Genomic DNA, 26,878 nt, shown 5'->3' with positions numbered 1-26,878 from the left:
TGTCACTTCCGATCCGCGATCAATCCTTAAGTTCCTCCAACCCGGCAAAGAGCTGCAACGCCTCCGGATTGGCGAGGGCTTCCTGGTTTTTCACCGGCCTGTTGTGAACGACCTCGCGCACCGCAAGCTCGACGATCTTGCCGGATTTGGTGCGGGGGATATCGGCAACAGCGATGATCTTCGCCGGCACATGCCGCGGCGAGGCGCCGGTGCGTATCCGCGTCTTGATCGCCTTGATCAGATCCTCGCTCAGCGTCACGCCGGCGGCAAGCCGGACGAAGAGGATGACGCGCACGTCATCGTCCCACTCCTGGCCGATACACAGCGCCTCGGCCACCTCCGCCATCTGCTCCACCTGATTGTAAATCTCGGCGGTGCCGATGCGCACGCCGCCGGGATTGAGCGTCGCATCCGAACGGCCGTGGATGATCAGGCCGCCATGCTCGGTCCATTCGGCAAAATCGCCGTGGCACCAGACATTGTCGAAGCGGTCGAAATAGGCGGCGCGATATTTGGCGCCGTCGGGATCGTTCCAGAACATCACCGGCATCGACGGAAAGGCCTTGGTGCAGACCAGTTCCCCCTTCTCGCCGCGCACCGGCTTGCCGTCATCGTTCCAGACGTCGACCGCAAGGCCAAGACCGGCTCCCTGGATCTCGCCGCGCCAGACCGGCTGCAGCGGATTGCCGAGCACGAAGCAGGAGACGATATCGGTGCCGCCGGAGATCGAGGCAAGCTGCACGTCTTCCTTGATGCCCTCATAGACGAAGCTGAAGCCCTCGGGCGACAGCGGCGAGCCGGTGGAGGTCATCAACCGCAGGCTGGAAAGATCGTGGCTTGCACGCGGCGTCAGCCCGCTCTTGCGCACCGCATCGATATATTTGGCCGAGGTGCCGAAGATCGCGAAATTCTCGGCCGCGGCATAATCGAACAGCACGTTGCCGTCCGGGGCAAAGGGCGATCCGTCGAACAGGCAGAGCGTGGCGCCGCTGGCAAGGCCGCTGACGAGCCAGTTCCACATCATCCAGCCGCAGGTGGTGAAGTAGAACAGCTTCTCGCCCGCCTGCAGACCGCAATGCAGCCGCTGCTCCTTGAGATGCTGCAACAACGTGCCGCCGGCCGAATGCACGATGCATTTGGGCACGCCCGTCGTGCCTGAAGAAAACAGGATGTAGAGCGGATGGGAAAAGGCGAGCGGCGTGAACTCGACGTCTCTTGCCTGATAGGGCGCGACGAAGGCTTCCAGCGTCGAAGCGCCGGGCGTTGCGCGCGCGACCGCCTCGGCATCGCCGGCATAGTGGATGACGATCGTCGGCACGCCCAGGCTCTTTGCGACCGTGGCGACCTTGGCGCCGACATCCTGCAGCTTGCCGGAATACCAATAGGCATCGCAGGCGATGAACTGCCTGGGGCCGATCTGGCCGAAGCGGTCGAGCACGCCCTGCTCGCCGAAATCGGGAGAGCAGGACGACCAGATGGCGCCGATCGAGGCGGCCGCCAGCATGGCGGCAACGGTCTCCGGCATGTTCGGCATCATCGCGGCAATACGGTCGCCCTTACCGATGCCCTGCGCCTTGAAGGCCTGCTGCAGCTTCGAGACCAGCGCCCGCAGCCGGTCCCACGACCAGCGGTCCGCAGCCTTATCCTCGCCGCGGAAGATGATGGCGTCGCCCTCGCCGCGCCCCGAGAGCAGGTTCTCGGCGAAGTTCAGCGTCGCCTCGGGAAAGAAGCGGGCTTCCAGCATGCGGTCGCCGTCGATCAGCACCTCAGCGCCGCGCTCTCCCTTCACACCGCAGAAATCCCAGACGGCCGACCAGAACTTCTCCCGCTCGGCCACCGACCAGGCGTGCAGATCCGCAAAACCGGAAAGCGAAAGCCCGAAATCGGCGTTGCAGCGCGCCATGAAGGCATGGATCGGGCTTGTTGCAACGGCGTCCGCCGAGGGCACCCAAAGTGGTCTGTTATCCTGCATTCAATCCTCCTCCCCAATGCCGCCTTTATATCATGCTGCATTGCATTATAAAGTGCGGAACCGACGCGATCCAAGCATGCGCATTCGAAAGCACGATGCATCGCTTCAAAGTGCCGAGGCGTCTTCAGCGCGTCTGAAAAGACGGGTGTCACGGTGGGGGATTTGCATATGCCGGATATTTCCTATATCCGGCGAAATCAGCGCTTAACGGGATAACCGGCGGAATTGCCGGCGGAGATCATGAGCACGTCAAGACATCGCAGGTGGCGCAGGAAGATCGGACCCGTTTCGCGCTGGCTGCCGGCCTTCGCCCGCCTGTCGACGGTGTTCCTGCTGATCGCGCTGGCGCTTTTCGTGGCGCTCCGGGTCGCCGCGCCCTATCTGATCACGACCGGTTTCGTGCGTTCGGGCATCGAGGACGCCCTGTCGAAATGGACGGGCTACCATGCCGAGATCAAGGGCAGCCCGGTCCTCGAATTCTGGCCGACGCCGCGCATCACGCTGAACCAGATCACCATCCGCCAACCGCGCGAAAATGGCGACAGGCTGCTCGGCAGCATCGACAGCCTGTCGGCCGATTTCAGCCTCATCGACGCGCTGAGGGGCCGCACCAGCTTCCACGAATTCCACCTGGTGCGCCCCAACCTGGCGCTGACACGCGACGAGAAAGGGCTGATCGACTGGAGTTATGCCGGCCTGCTCGCCCGCGCGATCAGCGGCGTGCGCTATGAAAACGGCGCCGAGGTGCTCGATCCCGATCTCGATGCCGAGATCGGCGCGGTGACGGTCGAAGACGGCACGTTTGCGGTGACCGACATCAAGAGCGCCAAGACCTATCGTTTCGACAACGTCACCGCCGATATCGCCTGGCCGAGACTATCCGGCGCGATCTCGGCTGTTGTCATCGCCCGCATCAACGGCGAGGATCTGAAGGTCGATTTCGCCTCGCGCCAGCCGCTGCTTGCCTTTGCCGGCCGGAATGCCGAAACGCGGACGTCGCTCACATCGAACCTGCTGACGGCCCACTTTCAGGGAATTGCCAGCATCGCCAGCCTTTCGGCCCTTTCCGGCAATATCACCGCCAACATCCCCGATATGCCGGCACTTCTGAAATGGTCGGGCAAATCGATCCCCGGCATCGCAACGCTGAAGAGCGCCTCGCTGGAATCCGACATCATGTCGTCGGGCAACGGGCTGCGCTTCAACAATCTCAGCCTGTCGCTCAACGAAGCGAGCGCCACCGGCGTCATGGACCTTTTCACCCAACCCGGCAAACGGCCGAAGATCGGCGGCACACTTGCCTTCGACCAGATGAACCTCAAGCCGTTCCTCGACGCCTTCGCGCTCAGGCTCGCCGCCGGCGAGGCGGAGGAAAGCTCCCCCGGCATCAGCGGGCCGCTGCGGCTGCTCGATGTCGACGTCAGGCTTTCGGCCCGGCGCGCGCAGATGGGCCTCTTCGAGCTTTCCGATGTCGGCGCCAGCATGATCGTTGCCGGCGGCGAAGCGAAATTCGATATCGGCGACAGCCGGTTCGAAGGCGGCGAAATGACCGCGCATCTGGAAGCGACCCAGCGCGACTTCGACGGCGGCGGCAAGCTGCAGCTGTCGATCCGCGATGCCGACTTCGCAGCCCTTGCCGAACGCCTGCAGTTGAAGGGACCGCTGCCGCTGGCGACCGGATCGCTCGATCTCGACCTGCAGTCCCCGAAGGCGATCTGGACGACCGGTCTTGCCGACGTCACCGGCAGGCTGCACTTCTGGACGAGGGAAGGCACGATCCCCGGCATCGACGCTGCGGCGCTGAGGACGCTGGCAGCCGAAAAGCCGTTCTTTCCACTGAGTACTGCGGCAGGCGGCGGCTTCGCGTTCAACCAGTTGAACCTGCAGGCCGATTTCGCCAACGGCTCCGCCGAGATGCACGACGCCCGGATCGCCGGCACGGCCGAGACGCTGACGCTGTCTGGGGTCATCACCTATCAGTCGAACGGGCTGGCGCTGTCTGGATCGCTTGAGTCGACCGACCCGGCCAAGGCGGCGGATCTGCCGCTCCTGCCGTTCTTCATCGGCGGCTCATGGCCGAACCCGGTGATCTCGCCGGTGCCGCTCTTCGGCACCACCCCGCACGCGCAGTAAGTTCAAGCGCTGGCGGCGGCCGCACGCTCATCCCGCTGACGCTGGATTTCCCGGCGCTTGGTGACGAGCGAAGCGCAGATGACGCCGACCGCGACGATGCCGATCAGGATGGTGCAGACCGCGTTGATCTCGGGCGTCACGCCGAGGCGTACCTGGCTGTAGATCCGCATCGGCAGCGTGGTGGCGCCCGGACCCGAGGTGAAACTCGCAATCACCAGATCGTCGAGCGACAGGGTGAAGGCCAGGATCCAGCCGGAGAGCACGGCCGGCGCGATGATCGGCAGGGTGATCTCGAAAAAGGTGCGCACCGGCGGCGCGCCGAGATCCTGCGCTGCTTCCTCGATCGAATGATCGAAACTCAACAGGCGTGACTGCACGACGACGGCGACGAAACACATGGTCAGCGTCGTATGCGCCAGCGCGATCGTCCAGAAGCCGCGGTCGAAGCCGATCGCGACGAAGAGCAGCAGCAGCGACAGGCCGGTGATGACGTCGGGCATGACGAGCGGCGCGTAGATCATGCCGGAAAACAGCATGCGGCCGCGAAAGCGGGTGTAGCGCACCAGCGTCAGCGCCGCCATCGTGCCGAGGATGGTGGCGAGCGTCGCCGACAGCAGTCCGACACGGATCGTCACCCAGGCGGCGTCGAGCAGGCCCTGGTTCGACAGCAGCGAGACATACCACTTGGTGGAGAAGCCGCCCCAGACGGTGACGAGCTTCGATTCGTTGAAGGAGAAGATCACCAGAAGCACGATCGGCAGGTAGAGGAAGGCAAAGCCGAGCGTGACGGAGACGATGTTGAAACGGGTCCATTTCAGCATGGCTTATTTCCCCCGCTCTTCGGCCTTGGCCTGGGCGTTCTGGAAGAAGACGATCGGGATCACCAAGATCATCAGCAGGATCGTCGCCACCGCCGAGGAAACCGGCCAGTCGCGGTTGGCGTTGAATTCGTTCCAGAGCGTCTTGCCGATCATCAGCGTCTGCGAACCGCCGAGCAGATCGGGAATGACGAATTCGCCGACAGCGGGAATGAAGACCAGCATGCAGCCGGCCACCACGCCGGGGATCGACAGCGGAAAGGTGACGCGCCAGAAGGCCCGGATCGGCGTGCAGCCGAGATCCTGCGCCGCCTCGATCAGCGTCCCGTCCATCTTTTCCAGCGCCGAATAGAGCGGCAGCACCATGAAGGGCAGATAGGAATAGACGATGCCGATATAGACGGCGGTCGTGGTGTTGAGGATGATCAGCGGGCTGTCGATGATGTGCAGCGACTGGAGAAGCTGGTTGAGCAGCCCTTCCGGCTTCAGGATGGCGATCCAGGAATAGACGCGGATCAGGAAGCTCGTCCAGAACGGCAGGATGACCAGCATCACGAGCGTCGGGCGGATGGTGCGCGGCGCCTGCGCCATGCCATAGGCGATCGGATAGGCGATCAGCAGCGTCAGGAAGGTGGAAATCCCGGCAATCACCACGCTCGAGACATAGGCATTGAAATAGAGCGCGTCCTCGGTGAGGTAGCTGTAATTGTCGAAGGAGAGCTCTCCGATCTTGCTCCAGAGCCCGGCCCAGCCGTCGGCAAGCGAGAAGACCGGCACGTAAGGCGGCATGGCGATCGCCGTCGTCGACAGCGAAATGCGGAAGACGATGAAGAACGGCGCCAGGAAGAAGAGCAGCAGCCAAGCATAAGGGATGGTGATGACGAGCCGATTGTAGAGGCCGGAGGTGAGCTTGCCCATGGTCTCAATCCTTCAGCAGAACGCCGGCATTCTCGTCGAACGAGATCCAGACGTCCTGGTCGTAGGTGAAGGGATCGTCGACGGAGCGCTGCGCATTGAGGGACGAGGCCTTGACGATCTTGCCACTCTGCAATTTCACATGGAAGACGGTCATGTCGCCGAGATAAGCGATGTCCCAGAGTTCGCCGCTGGCGGCGTTGACCGAGGCGTTGGCCGGCGCCTGGCGGGTGACCCGCATCTTTTCCGGCCGGATGGCGAAGCCGACGGGACTGCCGGCCGGCGGCGTCTCGGAAGAGGCGACGCGCACGCTGAAGCCGCTGTCGACTGATATCTCGACGGTAGCGTTGCCCGATGAGGCGACCTTGCCGTCGAAGATGTTGACGTCGCCGATGAAATCCGCAACGAAGCGGGAATTCGGCGCCTCGTAGATCTCCGCCGGTGTGGCCACCTGCACGACCTTGCCGTGGCTCATGACGGCGATACGGTCGGCCATGGTCATCGCCTCTTCCTGGTCGTGGGTGACGACGACGAAGGTGAGGCCGAGGCTCTGCTGCAGATCCATCAATTCGAACTGGGTTTCCTCGCGCAGCTTCTTGTCGAGCGCGCCGAGCGGTTCGTCGAGCAGCAGCACCTTCGGGCGCTTGGCGAGCGAGCGGGCCAGCGCCACGCGCTGGCGCTGGCCGCCGGAAAGCTGGTTCGGCTTGCGCGAGGCGAACTGCTCGAGCTTGACGAGCTTCAGCATCTGGGCGACGCGCTCGGTCATCTCGTCCTTGGCCATGCCGTCCTGCTTCAGGCCGAAGGCGATATTCTTTTCCACCGTCATATGCGGGAAAAGCGCATAGGACTGGAACATCATATTGACCGGCCGCTTGTAGGGCGGCGTGCCGGCCATGTCGGTGCCGTCGAGCACGATCTCGCCGGCGGTCGGCTGCTCGAAGCCGGCAAGCATGCGCAGGAGCGTGGACTTGCCGCAACCCGAAGCGCCGAGCAGCGCGAAGAACTCGCGGTGATAGATATTCAGCGACAGATCGTCGACGGCGGTAAAATCGCCGAAGCGCTTGGTGACATTCTTGAAGGCAATGAAGGGTTTTGCAGAGGGATCGGTCCAGGGCGCGAAAGCGCGGCGGATATTGCCGAGAGACTTCATATTATTCCCCGAATACAAGGTTTTTCCGGCCTCCACCCGGGCCGGTAATTGAAAGGCCCGGACGTTTCCGTCCGGGCCCAAGACTGCATTACTGGCCGGTGACGACCTTCGTCCAGAGGCGCGTCCCCAGACGCTGCGTTTTTGGATCCCACGGCTTGACCGTGAAGAGGTTCTTCATCACCGCTTCGGTCGGATAGACTGCGGGGTCTCCCAGAATGTCCTTGCTGACGAACTGCTGCGAAGCCTTGTTGCCGTTGGCATAGAAGGTGTGGTCGCTCGCCTTGGCGATGACCTCAGGCTTCATCATGTAGTTGAGGAATTCGTGGGCTTCGGCGACGTGGGGCGCATCGGCGGGGATGGCCATCATGTCGAACCACATCTGGGCGCCCTGCGGGGGAACCGAATAATTGACCTCGACGCCGTTCTTGGCTTCGGCCGCGCGGTCGCGCGCCTGCAGCATGTCGCCGGAATAGCCGAAGGCGATGCAGATGTCGCCGTTGGCAAGCGCATTGATATATTCGGACGAATGGAACTTGCGGACGTAGGGGCGGGCGGCCGTCAGCAGCTCTTCGGCCTTCTTGAAATCCTCAGCCTTTGTGGAGTTCGGGTCGAGGCCGAGATAACGAAACGCCGTGGTGATGACGTCCTTCGGCGTGTCGAGCACGTAGATGCCGCAATCCTTGAATTTTGCGGCGACCTTCGGGTCGAAGATCACTTCGAGGCCGGGCTTGGCATCGGGACCGAGGATTTCGGCGACCTTCTTGACATTGTAGCCGATGCCGTCGGTGCCCCACATGTAATCGACCGCGTGTTCGTTGCCCGGGTCGTATTCGGCGGTGCGCTGCTGGATCACATCCCACATGTTGGACAGGTTCGGCAGTTTCGACTTGTCGAGTTTCTGAAAGACGCCGGCCTGGATCTGGCGCTGCAGGAAGTCGGCTGTCGGAACGACGACGTCATAACCCGTGCCGCCGGCAAGCAGCTTGGTTTCCACGGTCTCGTTGGAATCGAAGGTGTCGTAGACGACCTTGATGCCGGTTTCCTTGGTGAAGTCGGCAAGGATGCTGTCGTCGATATAATCCGACCAGTTGTAGACGTTGACGACGCGCTCCTGGGCAAAGGCCGGCGCGGCGGCAAGGAGTGCGGCAACGGCGGCGGCCGTCACGCTTGGAATGATTGACCTCATGACTTCTCCTGTTTGTTCAAAGAGCCCGCACCCCCGGACGTCTTTTCCCTCTGGTTTTACATGCAGACTAAGAAGGAATTTCACAGCCCACAAGCGCAAAATCCTGCGCCTTCAATGATTTCACAATCACTGGAAATCGAAGGCGCTGAGCCCCGCCACCATCTCGTCGAGCCCGAGCGGCCGCGTTACCGGCGGCTCGGCGCGGGAAAGGCAGCCGCGCCGCTCGCAGAGGCGACAGGCAGGACCGATCGCGACCGGCTCGAGCGCCGTCGCCTGGCCGTAGACCAGCGTCTCGCCAAGGGCTGCGTCGCAGCCGATCAGGATCGCGGTGCGCCTCAGCCTTTCGCCGAATTCGACGCTTGGCCCCTCCAGAGTGCGGGCGACCGTCAGGAAGGAAGCTCCATCCGGCATGACGACCGTTTCGGCGAGGATCTGGCCCGGCTGCAGGAAGGCGGCGTGGAGATTTAGCTTCGGACAGCCGCCGCCGAAGCGGGCCTGCGGAAAACCCTGGGCGCCTGCCCGGCGCAGCCGGTGGCCCGCGGCATCGATCTCGATCAGGAAAAAGGGAATGGCGGCGGCACCCGGGCGCTGCAGCATCGTCAGGCGCGCGGCGGCATGGCCGAAGGAGACGCCGAAGCGCGCCCTGAGAATATCGATATCGTAGCGCGTCGCCTTCGCCGCCGACAGGAAGGCCTCATAGGGCATGGCGAGCGCTAGAGCCGCGATGCGGGCAAGCTCGAAGCGGGCGATGCGGCGCGCCTCGGCGGAGGAGAGCGCGAGATCGTCGAGTTCGGCATCGATTGCCGGCAGCAGAGCGAGCGTCGCCGCCTCGATTGATATCTCATGCGCGCGGTCGGCTGGCGACAGGCGCTCCGAGATGAAAAGCCGCATCGAGTGGCGATCGAAGCGGCGGCGCAGATCCGGCATGACGTGCACCGGCAGGACCCGCACCGCAATGCCGCGCTCGGCCCGCAGCCAGTCCTTCAGCCCGGCGGCAAGATCGAGGCCGCCGGGAAGTGTCGCGGCAAAGGTCTCCGCCGCCGTCTCTATCCGTGCGAAATAGGCAGACCGGCGTTCCAGCGCCTCGCGCACTTCGTCGAGCGGCAAGCGGCCCGCGGCGACGGGCGCATGGCCCTCGGCGGCCATCAGCGCCGTCAGATCGGACAGCCGTGCCGCTTGCTCACGATAGGCGCGGTAGAGCTTGATCATGCCGCTTGCGGCATTGGGCGCGGCTTCTGCCACCTCGACCAGTTCCTGGTCGCCGGGCAGTTCGCCGGATAGCAGCGGATCGGCAAAGACTTCCTTGAGCTGGCCGAGACTGCCGCCGGTCTGCCCGCGTAACTCCTCCAGATCGACCCGGTAGACGGCGGCAAGCTTCAAGAGGAGCTGCACCGTCAGCGGCCGCTGGTTGCGTTCGATGAGATTCAGGTAGGACGGCGAGATCTCCAGCGCCTCGGCCATGGCGGTCTGGGTCAGCGCCAGCGCATTGCGGATGCGCCGCAGTTTCGGGCCCGCGAATATCTTCCGTTCCGCCATGTCACACCCTTTGACAAGGGAAGAGCGCCGATATTTACAAAATTTTACAAATTCACAGCGCCACCCTGTCAATCCTCGTCATCTTAACCTCATTCAGGCCCGTAAATCAAAGGTTTTTCTGGCCATGCCGCGGGATATTGTCAATCTTGTCATCAACACCCCGACTACCGCTTTTTCGTGAGGAGATCAGCATGACGGATTTTTACAAGCTCGTTCCCAATGCACCGACTGATCGGTTCGACGGCATCGACAGGCCCTACTCGGCCGATGACGTGCGGCGGCTCAGGGGCTCGGTGGCGCTCACCCATACGCTGGCCGAAATGGGGGCGGACCGGTTGTGGCGGCTGCTGCGCCAGGAAGATTTCGTCAATGCGCTCGGCGCGCTTTCCGGCAACCAGGCCATGCAAATGGTGCGCGCCGGGCTGAAAGCGATCTATCTCTCCGGCTGGCAGGTGGCGGCCGACGCCAATACGGCGTCGGCGATGTATCCCGATCAGTCGCTCTACCCCGCCAATGCCGGGCCGGAGCTTGCCAAACGCATCAACCGCACGCTGCAGCGCGCCGACCAGATCGAGACCTCGGAGGGCCAGGGGCTTTCCGTCGACACCTGGTTCGCGCCGATCGTCGCCGATGCGGAAGCCGGCTTCGGCGGGCCGCTCAACGCCTTCGAGATCATGAAGGCCTATATCGAGGCGGGTGCGGCCGGCGTGCATTTCGAGGACCAGCTCGCCTCGGAGAAGAAATGCGGCCATCTCGGCGGCAAGGTATTGATCCCGACGGCCGCCCATATCCGCAATCTCGATGCCGCCCGGCTTGCCGCCGACGTCATGGGGGTCGCGACGCTCGTCATCGCCCGCACCGATGCGGAAGCGGCGAAACTGCTGACCTCCGATATCGACGAGCGCGACCAGCCCTTTGTCGATTACGATGCCGGGCGCACGGTCGAGGGCTTCTATCAGGTCAGGAACGGTATCGAGCCCTGCATCGCCCGGGCCGTGGCCTATGCGCCGCATTGCGACCTGATCTGGTGCGAGACCTCCAAGCCCGATCTCGATCAGGCGCGGCGCTTTGCCGAAGGCGTGCACAGGGTCTACCCCGGCAAGCTGCTCGCCTATAATTGCTCGCCGTCCTTCAACTGGAAGAAGAACCTCGACGAGGCGACGATCGCCAAGTTCCAGCGGGAGCTCGGCGCGATGGGCTACAAGTTCCAGTTCATCACGCTCGCCGGCTTCCACCAGCTGAACTACGGCATGTACGAGCTGGCGCGCGGCTACAAGCAGCGGCAGATGTCGGCCTATTCCGAACTGCAGCAGGCGGAATTCGACGCCGAGGTCAACGGCTATACCGCCACCAAACATCAGCGCGAGGTCGGCACCGGCTATTTCGACGCCGTGTCGCTCGCCATCACCGGCGGCCGCTCGTCGACCACGGCGATGCACGATTCAACCGAACACGCACAGTTCAAACCGGCTGCGGAATAACCCAAAGAGGAGGAGAAGATCATGGCATCCATTTCACGCGTCCGGGAACGGGCCGAAGAGCAGTCCACCAGCATGAGCGAGGATCAGCAGACGACGATCCGCATGCTCGCCAACGACCTGCATCGGCTGAACCAATCGGTCATGAAGGCGGTCGAGGCCGGCGTCTCGGTCGAGCTGGTGCGCTCGGCCCGCCATCACGGCGGCGACGGCAACTGGGGCGACCTGCTGATCCCCGTCGTCGTCACCAACCGGCATTGAGGAGAACGCCCGCGCATCCCACTGCATAATTCCTTAAATCAGAATCGATTTAAGGATTAAATTATGCAGCAATTCAAAGTGTTACAGCGTCCTTTGCGCGTCTGAATAGACGCGCGGCGCTGTAAGAAATGCGCGGGCGCTTCATGGGAAATCTCAGCCGCGGCTCGGCCGTTTTCCGGCGAAGAGATCGGCATAACTTCTAATCAACTTGGTCATGCGGTCGGCGACCGTGCGGATTTCCGGGCGATGACGATCCTCCGCGTTCATCACGATCCATTGCGCGTGCCGCAATTCCGGGAGTTCGCCGCCAAGCCGCTGCAATTGCGGATCGAGGTCGCCGACGAAACAGGGAAGCACGGTCTTGCCGGCGCCGGCACGCACCAGATCGGGCAGCGACCGCGGCCGGTTGACACTGGCGACGATCGCGGCGGCGGCATGGGCGTGCGGCCAGCGCAGATAGGCCGAGATCGCCTCCTCCTCGGCAACGGCAATCCAGCGCTCATCGGTCTCGGCGGCGTTGCGTCTGATATAGACGGCATAGGCGACCTCGCCGAGCCGGCGGGCGGCAAGATTGGCCTCTTCAGGCTCGAAGGCGCGAATGCCGATATCGCTCTCGCGATAGGCAAGGCTTGCCCGCGCCTCGCCGATGGAGAGCGAAATGGCAAAACCATCGCCCGGCATGCGGATGGCGGCGAAATTCTCCGTCAGCAGCCAGGCGACCCAGGTGCCGGCGGTAATGCGGACGGTCGTGCCGCCCTCGCCCGATTGCCGCCACGCCTCCACCTTGCGGGCGGCGGCCTCCATCTCCTGCAGGTGATCGAGCAGCGCCTGGCCGTCCTGTGTCAGGCGGTAACCGGTCTGGCTGCGCGAAAACAGGGCGCGGCCGACCTCCTGTTCGAGATCGAGCATGCGCCGGCCGACGGTCGCGGGGCTGAGCCCGCTTGCCGTGCTGGCCCCCGTCAGGCCGCCGAGACGGGCGACCTGCAGGAAAAGCTGATAGGAATCCCAATTGGCGTTTTTCATTTGTGAAAAACATAGCGGGATTTCGCCTGTTTATGAAGGGAAAATCGAAGCCTAAATCAGGAGATGTCTTCTACAGGAAAGGACATCGCCATGATCGACATGATCACCATCGGAGGCATCCACGGATCTCGGCACTATCACGGGCCGTCAGGATGCAGGAGAGATGAAGAACAATTCTATGCCGAGTTCGCAGACAGCAGCATCATTCGCTTCGCCGGCTGGCTGACCTCGCTCGATCTCGCTGTCAAGCGCCTCGCATCGAAAGGAAGGCGCCGCAAACATGCGGCGCAAACCGGCGACAGCTGCGGTTGCGCTCCTCAGGCGACCTTCCTTGCGGTGAGGTGAGCGGGGGCATTGTTTGCGACGATGCGGAACCGCTCGATCAGCTTCATCAGCGTATCGGCCTCGCCGGCAAGCAGTCGGCTGGCCTGCGTCGTCTCGGCCACCATCGAGGCGTTCTTCTGGGTCATCTGGTCCATGGCGTTGACCGAACCGTTGACCTCCTGAAGTGCTGCCGACTGATCGCGGCTTGCGGTGGCGATGGTCTCGACATGGCCGCTGATCGCGATGATCTCGTGGCTGATCGCGGCAAGAACGCTGCCGGTCTTCTGCACCAGTTCGGAGCCCACCGTCACCTCGCGGCTGGAGGTCTCGATCAGCGACTTGATCTCGCGCGCCGCATCGGCCGAACGCTGGGCGAGTTCGCGGACCTCCTGGGCGACGACGGCAAAACCCTTGCCCGCCTCGCCGGCGCGGGCCGCCTCGATGCCGGCGTTCAGCGCCAGGAGGTTGGTCTGGAAGGCGATATCGTCGATCACCTCGATGATCTGCTCGATGCGCTGCGAGGCCTCTTCGATGCGCTCCATGGCGGCGACGGCGTCGCCGACCACGGCGCCGGAATTGTCGGCCGTCTTCTTGGTCGCGGCCACGACATTGTTGGCTTCGCGCGCACGCTCGGCGGAAGAGCGAACCGTGACGGTGATCTCTTCCACCGCCGCGGCCGTCTCCTCGAGGCTCGCCGCCTGCGCCTCGGTGCGCTTCGAAAGCTCGCCGGCGGAGGCGGAGACCGCGCCGCTGTTGCGCTGGATGGTCGAGGCGCTGTCGCGGATGCCGGACAGCGTATCCTGGAGCCGCAGCAGCGAAGCGTTGAAATCGACGCGCAACTGCTCCAGCCGGCCGACAAAGGGCGTGCCGATCGTTTCCGAGACATCGCCCTGCGACAGGCGTCCGAGGCCGGCGGCAAGCTGGTTGACGGCAAAGTCGATCTGGCTGTCGAGCGAGCGTTTGTCGGCATCGTTCCTGGCGCGTTCGGCGTCGCTCATGGCGCGCTGCTCCGCGGCCTGGGTTTCGAGGTCCCGCCTGGCGCGGGCGCTGTCGCGGAAAAGCGCCAAGGCCCGGCCGATATCGCCGAACTCGTTCTTCTTGACGACGCAGGGGATCGCGCCATCGAGATTACCCGAGGAAATCGCGTGAACACTCGCGGTCAGCGCCTGCAAAGGCTTCACCGACAGGCGGATCGCATAGAAGGCGAGAACACCGACGATGAGCATGACAACGGCGCCGACGCCGAGCACCAGCATCTGCAGCTCATACATGCGCTGGAAATAGACCTCCATCGGAATGCCGATGAAGAGAATACCGACATTGGCGTTCGATGCGTTCTTGATCGGGAAGTAACCGGTCATGAACTTGCGGCCGAAAAGCTCGGCTTGGCCGTAATAGGCTTGGCCCTTGGCGAGAACCGGCTGGGCGGGGTGTTCCGCAACAAGCTTGGTGCCGACGGCGCGGTCGCCGTTTTCCTTCTTGACGTTGGTGGATATGCGGACGTAGTCGCCGCCCTGCTTCTGGAAGATGGTGGCGACACCGGCGATCGACTGCGCAGTGCGGTCGACCAGCGAATGATCCGCAAGGGCGGGGATTGCGTCTTCCGTGACGGTTGCGAGCTCGCTGTCCTTCAGCTCGACCTTTGCCGCCTGATCGGCCGCGCCGTAGAGTACCGCCATGGCGCGGGTGGCGTCCCTGGCGTCGGCAACGGCGCCGTCCATGACCTGGCGGCTCAGGTTGAAATAGGTCACGCCGACAATGGCGGCGGTGCTGAGCGTCAGCAGACACAGCGTGATTGCAACGATCTGGCGGACGATCGACGTAGAGAAAAGGCGCAGCATCAAAACCCCCGGCAGACAAAGCAAGGCTAAATTAGAGGAAAAGCGTTAAGGAAAATTTTCCGTAAATCCGGGTCGTACCCGTATCTGCCCCTCACCCTAACCCTCTCCCCGTTTACGGGGAGAGGGGACGTGCCCTGCGAAGCGTTAGTGAGGGACAGAGAGGTTGCGGCATATCCTCCTTCGCCCCGTTTACGGGGAGAAGGTGCCGGCAGGCGGATGAGGGGCAAAGCGGAAATCTCCTGGGCCGGGATGACCTGGCAGCAAAAGAAACAGCCCCGGAAAAAAGCCGGGGCCGTTCGCATGAAGGCAGATCGGGCGACGATCAGGCGGCGCGGTAGACCGGCGCGGCGGCCGCTTCGCCGTCGATCTTGAACTGCTGGATCAGCCTGCGCAGGGAATCGGCCTCGTCGGCCAGTTCGCGGCTGGCGGCTGTCGTCTCCTCGACCATGGCGGCGTTCTGCTGCGTCATCTGGTCCATCTGGTTGACGGTCGCGTTGACGCTCTGCAACGCGTTGGACTGGTCGTGGCTGGCGCGGGCGATCATCTCGACATGCTGGCTGATCGTGACGATCTGGGCACTGATCTTGGCGAGCACCGTGCCGGTCTCCTGCACGAATTGCGAGCCGGAGCTGACCTCGTTGGTCGATTTGTTGATCAGGCCCTTGATCTCCTGCGCCGCGGCGGCGGACCGCTGGGCGAGTTCGCGCACTTCCATGGCGACGACGGCAAAGCCCTTGCCGGCTTCACCGGCGCGCGCCGCCTCGATGCCGGCGTTGAGCGCCAGCAAGTTGGTCTGGAAGGCGATCTCGTCGATGACGCCGATGATCTGCTCGATCTGGCGCGAGGCATCCTCGATGCGGCCCATCGCGTCGATCGCATTGTTGACGACAACGGCGGAATCGTCGGCGCTGCGCTTGGCCTGGCGGACGATCTGATCGGCATCCTTGGCGCGTTCGGCCGAGGAGCGGACGGTGACGGTGATCTCGTCGACGGCGGCCGCTGTCTCTTCGAGCGAGGCTGCCTGCTGCTCGGTGCGTTTGGAGAGATCCTCGGCCGACTGGGCCATCTGGTTGCCGTTGCCCTGGATCAGTTCGACATTGTCGCGGATCTGGCTCATCGTCGCCTGCAGGCGCATCATCGAGCCGTTGAAATCCTGGCGCAGCTGTTCGAGGCGGCCGATGAAGGGCGTTTCGATCGTCGTCGAGATATCGCCCTGCGACATGCGTTCGAGGCCGGCGGCGAGCGCATTGACGGCGAATTCGATCTGGCGATCCATCTCGCGCTTGTCGGCGTCGTTGCGCTGGCGCTCGTGTTCGGCGGCAGCGCGTTCCTCGTCGCTCTGCTCCTCGATACGGATCTTCGAGATGGCGTTTTCCTTGAAGATGCCGAGCGCGCGGGCCATGTCGCCGATTTCGTCATGACGCTGCTCGCCGGAGATATTGGTCTCCAGCGCGCCTTCGGCAATGCGGCGCATGGCGGCGGTGATCTGGCTGATCGGCCGCTGCAACGTCAGCACCAGGGCGATGCCGCCGAGGATCGAGAGCAGGATACCGAGACCGGTGGTCATGACCGAGATGCTGTTTGCCTGGGTGCGCTCGGTGCCGGCCGTCTGCTTCTGCAGTTCGGCGAAATCGGTGAGCTTCGTCCAGATCTGGTCGAGCTCCTGGCGGGCCGCGGCATAGGCCGTGACGCGCTCGCCGATCGTATCGACGATCTTCGAGCCGCCGCCGGAGATGGCGTCGAGTGCGGGCTGGATTGCGCCCGAAATGCCTTCGGCAAAGCCCATGCCCTTGGCGCTGGTGGTCAGCACCTGCATGTCCTTGCCGAGCGTGCCGGCCTGCTGCTGCAGGCGCACGAGATTATCCTTGCTTGAATTGGCGAGGAAATCGGAAAGCACGATCTGCAGCGCATAGACTGAATTTTCGAGACGGCGGGTATCCTGAAGGACGGAGTTGGTCTGGCCGATGCGGCCCTCGAGGTCGGCGAAGCGCTGTGTCGCCTCGCGCATCTTCTGCGTCGCGGTCAGCTGCGTATAGGTCGAGGTCTGGCGGAAGCGCGAGACGAGACGGCCGAGTTCGGCGATATTCTCATCGGTCGGCGCGGGCATCGCGGCGATCGCCTTGATGCTGTCGATGGTCGCAGCCAGCGCGTCGATGACGTTCTTCTGGTTGGTCGGAACCGAAATGGCGATCAGCCGCTGGGATTTGACGATCGCAGGCATCTGTTCGTTGATGTAGGCGATCTTGTCCTGCGGCGTCTGCGGTTTGCTGTAGCCGCTGGCGACTGTGCCGAGGAAGTCGCCGCCCTTCAGCAGGCGGTCGGCGGTGCGAAGGGTGATGGTGGCGGCACCCTCGTCGCGCTGGAGGGCGGTCTGCAATTCCTCGGCCTGGTAGGAGACGGTGAAACGGGTGCTGATCAGGCTCTTTTGCGCCGCGTCGATCTGCTCGTGCAGCGCCTGTTCCTGCTCATGCAGGCCCCAGAGCTTGTCGACGACGCCCGAAATGTCCTTGGTGCGGCGTGACGCCTCGGCAAGGCTGTCGCGGCCGGCGGCCTGTTCACCGACCTGGTTCAGCGTCTGATCGAGCACACCCTGCTGGGTCTTCAGTTCCGCGGTCAGCTTGTCGCGGGCCTCCGGGCTGGTGACGCGCAGGAAATCGTCCATCGAACCGTAGAGATCCTTGAACCCGCTCAGCGACTGCAGCACGCTGTTGGATATTTCCATGCGGCCCTGCAGCAGTCCCGAAGCGTAAAGGCCCGTCAGGCCCACCGCCGAAATGGTGACAACGAAAGGCAGAACGAAGATCAGGACCTTCGTCTTGATCCTGAAGCGGGAAAGAATCTTGTCAATCAACATCGCGTTCCGGGCCTTTCATACACCACTCCTCCCGCAGGCGGCCATCTGGCGCCAGCCGGGTACACATCGAGCTGTTCTTTAATTTACATTGGGGAACCCGGAAGCCAGGCGGCAGTCATTGCCAGTTCATGTCCAAACAACTTGGAGACGCCCAAATAATCGCGGGCAATTGTGTCAGATTAGATATTAATTTTCGGATAAGCGGTTGCGGCGGATTAAGCCAAGGCGGTGAAATAGTTGCAATTTTGTGGACTGTTACGCCGCAGGGCGGCAGACACGCGCGCAAACATTCGTTGCAGGCCTGAAGACAGGATCAGATGAAGTGCGAGGTGAGCAGCGCCAGGCTGGCGGCGGTGGCGCCGGCCGCAAGCATCAGATAGCGCAGGGCGACCATGCGGGCATCAGGCTTGGCCTGGGCGATTGCGATGGCGCGGGCGCGTCGTGCGTTTCTGGTCATGCTCGAAACCTCACTTCTGTCTGACACAACAATCCAACAAAACGGCTTGCCGGTAAAGCTTATTTAGGAATTGCCTTGCAGACCGCCAATTGAGACAGGATGGCGCACCTCTCTTAAGAAGTCTTGAATCGGTATTACTAATATAGAGTGCAGCGCCCCCGGGAGACATGCAGAAAACACAAACCTCAGGCGCATTCGCCGGCAGCAAATCCGGAGGCCCAGGCCCATTGGAAATTATAGCCGCCGAGCCAGCCGGTAACGTCGATACATTCGCCGATGAAATAAAGCCCGGGCACGGCCTTGGCCTCCATGCTGCGGGAATCGAGCGCTGCCGTATCGATACCGCCGAGCGTCACTTCTGCCGTGCGGTAGCCTTCCGAGCCGGACGGTTTGACCGCAAAGTTCTGGGCGCCGGCCGCAAGGCGCAGCAGCGCCTTATCAGGCAGGTCGGCCATGTTGCCGGAGATTTTTTCGCGCTCGACGAGAAACTGGGCCAGCCGCTTCGGCAGGATGTCGCCGAGTGCGGTCTGCGCCGACTGGCGGCCATTCACCTGCTTTGCCGTCTTCAGATGTCCTCCAATGTCGATATCGGGTTCGATCGCAACGACGATCTCGTCGCCCTCGCGCCAGTAGGAGGAGATTTGCAGGACGGCGGGTCCGCTGAGGCCCCGATGGGTAAACAGCAGCGCTTCGCGGAAGGCGGTCCTGCCATGGCGGATTTCGGCCGGGGCGGAAATGCCGGCGAGCGGGGCGATGGCCTCGAGCAGGCCGGGATCGAGGGTCAGCGGCACCAGGCCGGGGCGGGTTTCGAGCACGGGCAGACCGAACTGCTCGGCGAGGCGATAGGCAAAGCCGGTGGCGCCCATCTTCGGGATCGACTTGCCGCCGGTGGCGACGATCAGCGACGAAGCTTCATAGGCGGCTTCAGCGGTCGAGACGCGAAAACCCGCCTCCACCCTTTCGACGCCTGATATCTCGGTGCCGAGATGCAGTTGCGCGTCGGCGCTGCGCATCTCAGTCAGCAGCATGCGGATGACGTCTTTGGCGCTATCGTCGCAGAAAAGCTGGCCGAGCGTCTTTTCATGCCAGGCAATGCCGTGACGGTCGACCATGGCGATGAAATCGGCCGGCGTGAATCGGGCCAGCGCCGACTTGCAGAAATGCGGGTTTGCCGAGAGGAAATTCTTCGGCCCGGCATGGATATTGGTAAAATTGCAGCGGCCGCCACCGGAGATGCGGATCTTCTCGCCGGGCGCCCTTGCATGGTCGAGGACCACGACCGAGCGGCCGCGTTTTCCTGCCCGGATGGCCGCCATCATGCCCGCCGCCCCGGCGCCGATGACGATGACGTCGCTTTTGCGCTGCAAACCCGTTTCCCCGATCAAAACAGCGTCTTCTTTTTCCATCAAAGGGCGAAAGTCAACGTTCTCGACCCCTCGCCAATTGGCAAAGTCTGGTTATGATGGCGCCACGATCAACCAAACCGGTGTGTCATGTCCCCAAAAAAGACGACGCTGAAGCCTGCCAGAAACGTACCCGCCTCGAAGCAGACTCCCCCGGATCCCGGGTCTCTGCGCGGCGTTGCGAACTGGAAGGAAGCGGCGCGGTGGCTGAGGGACAGGGGCATCGAAGACATCGAATGCATCACGCCGGACCTTGCCGGCGTTCCGCGCGGCAAGATGATGCCGAGCTCGAAATTCACCTCGAACACCTCGCTGGCGCTGCCGTCGGCGATCTACCGGCACACGATTTCGGGTGAGTACCCGGAGGAGACGGAGAGCTTCCGCTACGAGCCGCGCGACAGCGATCTGAAGCTGATGCCGGATCTTTCGACGCTGTCGGTCGTACCCTGGGAGACCGATCCGACGGCGCAGGTGATCTGCGACATCGTCGATTCCGACGGCGGCGAAGTGCCCTATACGCCGCGCAACGTGCTGAAACGCATCATGAGCCTCTATCACGACCGCGGCTGGAAGCCGATCGTGGCGCCGGAAATCGAATTCTACCTGGTCGCCAAGAATGACGACCCCGACTATCCGCTGCATCCGCCCAAGGGCCGGTCCGGCCGCTCGATCCTCGGCGGCCAGGGCTATTCGATCGCCGGGATCAACGAATTCGACGAGTTGATCGACGACATCTACCATTTCTCCGAGAAGCAGGGTCTCGAGATCGATACGCTGATCCATGAAGAGGGCCCGGCGCAGCTGGAGATCAACCTGCGCCACGGCAATCCGATCGAGCTTGCCGACCAGGTGTTCCTGTTCAAGCGCACGATCCGCGAGGCGGCGCTGAAACACGATATTTATGCGACTTTCATGGCCAAGCCGATGCAGGCCCAGCCGGGGTCGGCGATGCATATCCATCAATCGGTGGTCAATATCGAGACGGGCAAGAACGTCTTCTCCAATGCGGACGGATCGGCCTCGAAGGAATTCTTCCATTTCATCGGCGGCATGCAGAAATTCGTGCCGAGCGCCATGGCGATGCTGGCGCCCTATGTGAATTCCTACCGGCGCTTGCAGCCAGACATGTCCTGCCCGGTCAACAATGCCTGGGGCTACGACAACCGCACGACCGCCTTCCGCGTTCCGGTTTCCGATCCGCAGGCACGCCGCGTCGAAAACCGGCTGCCGAGCTCGGATGCCAATCCTTATCTCGCGCTTGCAGCCTCGCTCGCCGCCGGCCTGCTCGGCATCATGAAAGAGATCGAGCCGACGGCGCCGACTGAAGATTCGGCCAATGAAGGCTCGATCGACCTGCCGCGCGGCTTGCTGGAAGCCGTGGCGCTGCTCGAGGACGAGCCGGCCTTCGAGGAGATTTTCGGCTCGCAGTTCATCGGCCTCTATGCCGGCGTCAAGCGCGGCGAGTTCGAGACCTTCATGCAGGTGATCAGCCCCTGGGAGCGGGAATTCCTTCTGCTCAACGTGTGAGGGAGCGTCATGGCATCGCAGGAGACGTGGCAGAGCCCGATCTCGCCGGGCCTATCCTGGTATCAGGCAACCGTCGGGGAGCGGCCGAGCTATGCCGCCCTCGACGGTTCGAGGACAGCAGACGTCGCCATCATCGGCGGCGGCTATACCGGCCTGCAGGCCGCCTATAATCTGGCCAAATCCGGCGTCTCGGTGGTGCTGATCGAGGCCTGCCGTTTCGGCGACGGGGCGTCCGGCCGCAATGGCGGCCAGCTCGGCACCGGCCAGCGATGGTGGCCGGAAGAGCTCGAGGAGAAGATCGGCTATCAGCGTTCGAAGGCGCTATTCGATCTTGCCGAAGCGGCCAAGCGCCATCTCATCGATTTCGCCCGCGAGCACCAGATCGAGATCGACTATGCGCCCGGCCAGCTCAATGTCGCGCACAAGGCGAGCTATGAACGCGACTTTCGTGAGAACGCCGAAATCGCCGCGCGGCGCTACGGCTATCCGCACATCAGCTTCATGGACGAGAAGGAAACGCAGGAGCGGCTCGGCTCGAAGCGTTTTTATTGCGGCGTGCGCGATGTCGGCACCGGCCATATCCATCCGCTGAAGCTGCTGATCGGCCTGGCGCGGGTCGCAGCCAATGCCGGTGCTGCGATCTTCGAGATGACCAAGGCAACGGCGATCCGTCAGGCCGGCGGCAAGGTGGCGATCGAAACGGACAGGGGAACGATCACCGCCAACCGCGCGCTGATTGCCTGCGACGGCCATATCAACGGCCTCGAACCGGTGACGGCAAGCCATGTCATGCCGATCCGCTCCTTCATCGGCGCCACCGCTCCGCTCGACCGGCATCCCGAGGTGCTGCCAGGCGGCGAGGCTGTGGCCGATTCGCGCTTCGTCGTGCGCTACTTCCGCAAATTCGGCGACGGCCGGCTGTTGTTCGGCGGGCGCGAGGCCTATACGTCGGACAATCCGAAGGACATTTCTGAGCACATCCGCCGGCAGATCGCCGAGATCTATCCGGCCCTCAAGGATATCGAGATCACCCATGCCTGGGGCGGCAGCGTCGGCATCACCATGCCGCGCCAGCCTTTCGTGCGCGAGGTCATGCCGGGTGTCATCTCGATCGGCGGTTATTCCGGCCATGGCGTCATGCTGTCAAACTACTGTGGCAAGCTCTATGCGGAAACGGTGCTTGGGAAATCCGGCGATCTCGACCTGTTCAAATCGCTGGATATTCCCGCCTTTCCCGGCGGCGCCAGCATGCGGGCGCCGCTGCTTTTTCTCGCGTTGTCGTGGTTTGCGCTTCGCGACAAGTTTTAGTCCGATTGCGGATTTCCTCTTCCGGAAATTCGCACTAAAACCGGTGCCTGACAGATTCATTGCACTGCACACTGGCTTTTTTAAATCGATTAGATTAAAAGGGCCGCCAACCAGCATGATTGAGAGACAAGCTCATGAGCAGCCAGATCATTCCCGTTGAGCCTTTTGATTACGTCGTCTTCGGCGGCAGCGGCGACCTTGCCGAACGCAAGCTTCTGCCGGCGCTTTACCACCGCCAGATCGAAGGCCAGTTCTCCGAACCGACCCGGGTGATCGGCGCTTCGCGCAGCCCGCTTTCCCATGAGGAATATCGCAAATTCGCCAAGGACGCGTTGAAGGAGCATCTGAAGAAGGGCGAATATGACGAAGCCGAAGTGGAGAAGTTCTGCGCCCGTCTCTACTATGTCTCGGTCGACGCCCGCACGGACACCGGCTGGGATCAGCTGAAGAAGCTGCTCGACGAGGGCAAGGAGCGCGTGCGCGCCTTCTACCTCGCCGTCGCGCCCGGCATCTTCGGCGACATTTCGCAGAAGATCCACGACCACAAGCTGATCACCAAGTCGACCCGCATCGTCGTCGAGAAGCCGATCGGCCGCGATCTCGCTTCGGCATTGCAGCTCAACGACACGATCGGCCGCGCCTTCAAGGAAGAACAGATCTTCCGCATCGATCACTATCTCGGCAAGGAGACGGTGCAGAACCTGATGGCGCTGCGCTTCGCCAATGCGCTCTACGAGCCGCTGTGGAACGCCAACTACATCGATCACGTGCAGATCACCGTGGCTGAAGCGGTCGGCCTCGAGGGCCGGGCCGGCTACTACGATACGGCCGGCGCGCTGCGCGACATGGTGCAGAACCACATCCTGCAGTTGCTCTGCCTGACGGCGATGGAAGTGCCCTCGTCGATGGATTCGGAAGCCGTTCGCGACGAGAAGCTGAAGGTGCTGCGGGCGCTGAAGCCGCTCAACGCCTCCAATGTCGAGCAGGCGACGGTCCGCGGCCAGTACCGCGCCGGCGCCTCGGGCAGCGGCCCGGTCAAGGGCTATCTCGAAGAGCTCGAAGGCGGCGTCTCCAACACCGAGACCTTCGTCGCCATCAAGGCCGAGATCAACAACTGGCGCTGGGCCGGCGTTCCCTTCTATATCAGAACCGGCAAGCGCCTGACCGGACGCATGTCCGAGATCGTCATCACTTTCAAGCCGATCCCGCATGCGATCTTCGACCAGGCGGCCGGGCGGATCGTCGCCAACCAGCTGATCATCCGGCTGCAGCCGGATGAGGGCGTCAAGCAGTCGCTGATGATCAAGGATCCGGGCCCCGGCGGCATGCGCCTGCGCAACGTCTCGCTCGACATGAGCTTCGCTCAGGCCTTTAATGTCCGCAATCCCGACGCCTATGAGCGTCTGCTGATGGACGTGATCCGCTCCAACCAGACATTGTTCATGCGCCGCGACGAAGTCGAAGCCGCATGGAAATGGGTCGACCCGATCCTCAAGGGTTGGGAAACCACCGGTCAGCAGGTGCAGGGCTATACGGCCGGCACCTGGGGCCCGAGCCAGGCCATCGCGCTGATCGAGCGTGACGGCCGCACCTGGCATGACGATATCTAGGACGGAACCGATGGCATCGACCCTGCATTCCTTCGCCAGCCCCGCTGATCTCGCCGGCAGCCTCGCCGACAAAGTCGCCGATAGGCTTTCGGCGGCGATCTCCGCCCGCGGAACGGCGTCCATCGCCGTTTCCGGCGGCTCGACGCCGAAGGCCTTCTTCCAGGCGCTGTCGACGCGCGGCATCGCCTGGGACAAGGTGACGATCACGCTGGTCGACGAACGCTTCGTGCCGGCCGACAATCCGCGCTCGAACCATCTGCTGGTCGATGCCAATCTCTTGCAGAACAAGGCGAAGGCGGCGCGTTTCGTGCCGCTTTACCAGCCCGCCGCCTCCGTCGAGGAGGCCGCGCGGCTTGCGACTGAAAAGAGCGCCGAAATCGGCATTCCCTTCGACGTCGTCATCCTCGGCATGGGCGGCGACGGCCATACCGCCTCGTTCTTTCCCGGCGGCAGCAATCTTGCCAAGGCGCTCGATGCATCGACGCCGCGCGGCATCATCACCATGGAAGCGGAAGGGGCCGGCGAGCCGCGCCTGACCTTCACCTTCTCCAGTCTTCAGGATGCCGCACTCCTGGTTCTCCATATCGAGGGCGAAGGCAAAAAAGACGTTCTCGCCAAGGCGGAAGGCAGCGGTGACGAGGCAGACATGCCGATCCGCGCCGTTCTGCGCCGGGCCACTTCCCCGGTCGAGATCTACTGGGCTCCCTGATCGGCCGTCAATCCGGATCGACTATCAGGCCAGAGCCGCCGAAACAGACAAGACAACGAACAAGGCAGGGATCTTCCATGTCCGCTCACGCACGCATATCTGCGATCACCGATCGTATTGTCGAACGCTCGAAACCAACCCGGGAGCGCTATCTGGAGCGCCTGCGCGCCGCCGCATCCAAGGGCGTCCAGCGCTCGGTGCTCGGCTGCGCCAACCTTGCCCATGGCTTTGCGGTCTGTTCCCCCGCCGATAAGGATGCGCTCGCCGGCGACCGCATTCCCAATCTCGGCATCATCACCGCCTATAACGACATGCTCTCGGCCCACCAGCCGTTCGAGACCTATCCGGCGATCATCCGTGAGGCGGCCGCAGAGGCCGGCGGCGTGGCACAGGTGGCGGGCGGCGTGCCAGCGATGTGCGACGGCGTCACCCAGGGCCAGCCGGGCATGGAGCTTTCGCTGTTTTCGCGCGACCTGATCGCCATGTCGGCGGGCGTCGGCCTGTCGCACAACATGTTCGATGCCGCCCTCTTCCTCGGCGTCTGCGACAAGATCGTGCCGGGGCTCGTCATTGCAGCGCTGTCCTTCGGGCACCTGCCGTCGATTTTCGTTCCGGCCGGTCCGATGACGACGGGCCTGCCGAACGACGAGAAGTCGCGCGTGCGCCAGCTCTTTGCCGAGGGCAAGGTCGGCCGCGCCGAGCTGCTGGAAGCGGAATCGAAATCCTATCACGGCCCCGGCACCTGCACCTTTTACGGCACCGCCAATTCCAACCAGATGCTGATGGAGATCATGGGCTTCCACCTGCCCGGCTCCTCCTTCATCAATCCCGGCACGCCGCTGCGCGAAGCTCTGACGCGCGAAGCCGCCAAGCGGGCGCTGGCGATCACCGCGCTCGGCAATGAATTCACCCCAGCCGGCGAGATGATCGACGAGCGCTCGGTCGTCAACGGCGTCGTCGGCCTGCATGCGACCGGCGGCTCGACCAATCACACGCTGCACCTCGTCGCCATGGCGCGCGCAGCCGGCATCCAGCTCACCTGGCAGGACATTGCCGAGCTTTCGGAAGTGGTGCCGCTGCTTGCCCGCGTCTATCCGAACGGGCTTGCCGACGTGAACCATTTCCAGGCGGCCGGCGGCATGGGCTTCCTCATCAAGGAACTCCTGAAGCATGGCCTGGTGCATGACGACGTGCGCACCGTCTTTGGCCATGGCCTCGAAGCCTATACGGTCGATGCCCGGCTCGGCGAAAACGGCGGCGTCCTGCGCGAGCGGTCGCCTGAGAAGAGCCATGATCCCAAGGTTCTCTCCAGCATCGAAACGCCGTTCCAGGCCAATGGCGGGTTGAAGATGCTGCGCGGCAATCTCGGCAAGGCGGTGATCAAGATCTCGGCCGTCAAGCCGGAGCGTCACATCATCGAGGCGCCGGCGATCATCTTCCACAGCCAGCAGGAACTGCAGGACGCTTTCAAGGAAGGCAAGCTCAACCGCGATTTCATCGCAGTGGTGCGCTTCCAGGGACCGAAGGCCAACGGCATGCCGGAACTGCACAAGCTGACGCCGCCGCTCGGCGTGCTGCAGGACCGCGGTTTCCGCGTGGCGCTGTTGACCGACGGGCGCATGTCGGGCGCCTCGGGCAAGGTGCCGGCGGCAATCCACGTGACACCTGAGGCGGTCGACGGCGGCCCGATCGCCCGCATCCGCGACGGCGACATCATTCGCCTGGACGCGATCAAGGGCACGCTCGAGCTGCTCGTCGATGCGGCCGATATGGCCGAGCGCGAGCCGGTGACCGTCGATCTCTCCGACAATGAATTCGGCATGGGCCGCGAGCTCTTCGCACCGTTCCGCCGCGCTGTCGGCGCTTCGGATCAGGGTGCGAGCGTGCTCTTCCACCACTGAGCGTGGCCTCTTCAGACAAACAAAAACCCGCGGGCGTGCGAAGCACCCGCGGGTTTTTGTTATCCAGTCTTTAGTCCGTCAGGCGCGGATATCGAGCACGTAGTCGCGATGCGCCGGATGGGTGCTGTAGACGAAGATCTTGTTCAGCTCCTTCTGCGTCAGCAGGCGCAGGAAGCGGACTTCGATCGTATTGTTGGCGTTGACCTTCATCAGGATGCAACCGACCTTGGTGATGCGGGCATCCGGAATATCCAGATAGAACTGCTTCGGCAGGTTGAACTGGGTGAGGATCGCGAGTGTGGCGCTGCTCATCGAGATCCGGACGATATCGCAGCGGCGCGAGGCCGCGTGCATGACGCCCTTTTCCGTATATTCGATGCGGGCGGCATTCATCGTGTCCTCCATCTTGAACCGCTGCTCGCGGTCATACATGAAGGATTCTTCCTTGCTCAGGAAATGAGATTTTGGCTGT

21 protein-coding genes are annotated in these 26,878 nt (G+C 63.1%); 9 read left to right on the top strand and 12 right to left on the bottom strand.

Translation table 11 applies throughout. The features are described from left to right. Window positions 1-19 precede the first annotated feature (19 nt). On the bottom strand, window positions 20-1,972 hold the full coding sequence (locus AMK05_RS03810) for an acetoacetate--CoA ligase (RefSeq protein ID WP_064836660.1): 1,953 nt from the start codon (window positions 1,970-1,972) through the stop codon (window positions 20-22). A 240-nt stretch (window positions 1,973-2,212) separates the two neighbouring features. Between AMK05_RS03810 and AMK05_RS03805 the strand changes: the two genes are divergently transcribed. Then, complete coding sequence (locus tag AMK05_RS03805) at window positions 2,213-4,105, top strand: AsmA family protein (RefSeq protein ID WP_064841261.1); 1,893 nt, start codon at window positions 2,213-2,215, stop codon at window positions 4,103-4,105. Window positions 4,106-4,107: 2 nt separating this feature from the next. Here AMK05_RS03805 and AMK05_RS03800 read toward each other — a convergent pair whose 3' ends face one another. The 5 genes from AMK05_RS03800 to AMK05_RS03780 all read right to left on the bottom strand — a co-directional run bounded on the left by AMK05_RS03800 (window position 4,108) and on the right by AMK05_RS03780 (window position 9,710). Continuing rightward, on the bottom strand, window positions 4,108-4,926 hold the full coding sequence (locus AMK05_RS03800; protein WP_064836658.1) for an ABC transporter permease: 819 nt from the start codon (window positions 4,924-4,926) through the stop codon (window positions 4,108-4,110). 3 nt (window positions 4,927-4,929) lie between these two features. Further along, window positions 4,930-5,841 carry an ABC transporter permease subunit gene (locus AMK05_RS03795; protein ID WP_064836656.1) on the bottom strand — a complete coding sequence of 304 codons (912 nt, stop codon included), beginning with the start codon at window positions 5,839-5,841 and terminating at the stop codon, window positions 4,930-4,932. Between the two features lie 4 nt (window positions 5,842-5,845). Next, window positions 5,846-6,988, bottom strand: coding sequence for an ABC transporter ATP-binding protein (locus AMK05_RS03790; RefSeq protein ID WP_064836654.1), 1,143 nt, complete (start codon window positions 6,986-6,988; stop codon window positions 5,846-5,848). Window positions 6,989-7,076: 88 nt separating this feature from the next. Then, the gene (locus AMK05_RS03785) at window positions 7,077-8,174 is read right to left on the bottom strand and encodes a polyamine ABC transporter substrate-binding protein (protein ID WP_064836652.1); all 1,098 of its coding nucleotides are present in this window, start codon (window positions 8,172-8,174) and stop codon (window positions 7,077-7,079) included. Between the two features lie 126 nt (window positions 8,175-8,300). Further along, the gene (locus tag AMK05_RS03780; protein WP_064836650.1) at window positions 8,301-9,710 is read right to left on the bottom strand and encodes a helix-turn-helix domain-containing protein; all 1,410 of its coding nucleotides are present in this window, start codon (window positions 9,708-9,710) and stop codon (window positions 8,301-8,303) included. Between the two features lie 191 nt (window positions 9,711-9,901). Between AMK05_RS03780 and aceA the strand changes: the two genes are divergently transcribed. Beyond that, window positions 9,902-11,191: an isocitrate lyase gene (gene aceA, locus AMK05_RS03775; RefSeq protein ID WP_064836648.1), complete on the top strand. Its 1,290-nt coding sequence runs from the start codon at window positions 9,902-9,904 to the stop codon at window positions 11,189-11,191. Between the two features lie 21 nt (window positions 11,192-11,212). Further along, window positions 11,213-11,449 (top strand): SMc00767 family acetate metabolism repressor, encoded by a 237-nt coding sequence (locus tag AMK05_RS03770; RefSeq protein ID WP_003584324.1) that lies wholly within the window; start codon window positions 11,213-11,215, stop codon window positions 11,447-11,449. A gap of 153 nt (window positions 11,450-11,602) precedes the next feature. Here the strand turns inward: AMK05_RS03770 and AMK05_RS03765 are convergent, their stop codons facing one another. Continuing rightward, the gene (locus tag AMK05_RS03765) at window positions 11,603-12,472 is read right to left on the bottom strand and encodes a LysR family transcriptional regulator (RefSeq protein WP_064836646.1); all 870 of its coding nucleotides are present in this window, start codon (window positions 12,470-12,472) and stop codon (window positions 11,603-11,605) included. A gap of 90 nt (window positions 12,473-12,562) precedes the next feature. Here AMK05_RS03765 and AMK05_RS03760 point away from each other — a divergent pair, with 90 nt between their 5' ends. Next, window positions 12,563-12,817, top strand: coding sequence for a hypothetical protein (locus AMK05_RS03760; protein WP_171899746.1), 255 nt, complete (start codon window positions 12,563-12,565; stop codon window positions 12,815-12,817). Here AMK05_RS03760 and AMK05_RS03755 read toward each other — a convergent pair. The 4 genes from AMK05_RS03755 to AMK05_RS03745 all read right to left on the bottom strand — a co-directional run bounded on the left by AMK05_RS03755 (window position 12,790) and on the right by AMK05_RS03745 (window position 19,354). After that, on the bottom strand, window positions 12,790-14,637 hold the full coding sequence (locus AMK05_RS03755) for a methyl-accepting chemotaxis protein (protein WP_064841260.1): 1,848 nt from the start codon (window positions 14,635-14,637) through the stop codon (window positions 12,790-12,792). The genes AMK05_RS03760 and AMK05_RS03755 overlap by 28 nt on opposite strands. 322 nt (window positions 14,638-14,959) lie before the next feature. Further along, complete coding sequence (locus AMK05_RS03750; protein WP_064836642.1) at window positions 14,960-17,491, bottom strand: methyl-accepting chemotaxis protein; 2,532 nt, start codon at window positions 17,489-17,491, stop codon at window positions 14,960-14,962. Window positions 17,492-17,804: 313 nt separating this feature from the next. Continuing rightward, the gene (locus tag AMK05_RS35085; protein WP_171899745.1) at window positions 17,805-17,948 is read right to left on the bottom strand and encodes a hypothetical protein; all 144 of its coding nucleotides are present in this window, start codon (window positions 17,946-17,948) and stop codon (window positions 17,805-17,807) included. A 185-nt stretch (window positions 17,949-18,133) separates the two neighbouring features. After that, window positions 18,134-19,354, bottom strand: coding sequence for an NAD(P)/FAD-dependent oxidoreductase (locus AMK05_RS03745; RefSeq protein WP_064836640.1), 1,221 nt, complete (start codon window positions 19,352-19,354; stop codon window positions 18,134-18,136). A gap of 87 nt (window positions 19,355-19,441) precedes the next feature. On the opposite strand from AMK05_RS03745, the gene AMK05_RS03740 reads away from it, so the two are divergent. The 5 genes from AMK05_RS03740 (at window position 19,442) to edd (ending at window position 26,406) form a co-directional block, all read left to right on the top strand. Next, window positions 19,442-20,878, top strand: coding sequence for a glutamine synthetase family protein (locus tag AMK05_RS03740; RefSeq protein WP_064836638.1), 1,437 nt, complete (start codon window positions 19,442-19,444; stop codon window positions 20,876-20,878). 9 nt (window positions 20,879-20,887) lie between these two features. After that, window positions 20,888-22,186, top strand: a complete 1,299-nt coding sequence (locus tag AMK05_RS03735; protein ID WP_064836636.1) for an NAD(P)/FAD-dependent oxidoreductase — start codon at window positions 20,888-20,890, stop codon at window positions 22,184-22,186. Between the two features lie 134 nt (window positions 22,187-22,320). Next, window positions 22,321-23,796: a glucose-6-phosphate dehydrogenase gene (zwf, locus tag AMK05_RS03730; protein ID WP_064836634.1), complete on the top strand. Its 1,476-nt coding sequence runs from the start codon at window positions 22,321-22,323 to the stop codon at window positions 23,794-23,796. Window positions 23,797-23,806: 10 nt separating this feature from the next. Beyond that, window positions 23,807-24,505, top strand: coding sequence for a 6-phosphogluconolactonase (gene pgl, locus AMK05_RS03725; protein WP_064836632.1), 699 nt, complete (start codon window positions 23,807-23,809; stop codon window positions 24,503-24,505). Window positions 24,506-24,582: 77 nt separating this feature from the next. Further along, entirely contained in the window at window positions 24,583-26,406 is a 1,824-nt protein-coding gene (gene edd / locus AMK05_RS03720) for a phosphogluconate dehydratase (protein ID WP_064836630.1), read from the top strand. A gap of 78 nt (window positions 26,407-26,484) precedes the next feature. Here the strand turns inward: edd and AMK05_RS03715 are convergent, their stop codons facing one another. After that, window positions 26,485-26,838: a hypothetical protein gene (locus AMK05_RS03715; protein ID WP_003588490.1), complete on the bottom strand. Its 354-nt coding sequence runs from the start codon at window positions 26,836-26,838 to the stop codon at window positions 26,485-26,487. Between the last annotated feature and the right edge of the window lie 40 nt (window positions 26,839-26,878).

The sequence above is a fragment of the Rhizobium sp. N324 genome (assembly GCF_001664485.1).
Lineage (GTDB): Bacteria > Pseudomonadota > Alphaproteobacteria > Rhizobiales > Rhizobiaceae > Rhizobium.
The sequence above is the reverse complement of the archived record's forward strand: the minus strand, read 5'-3'. Positions and strand labels throughout refer to the sequence as shown.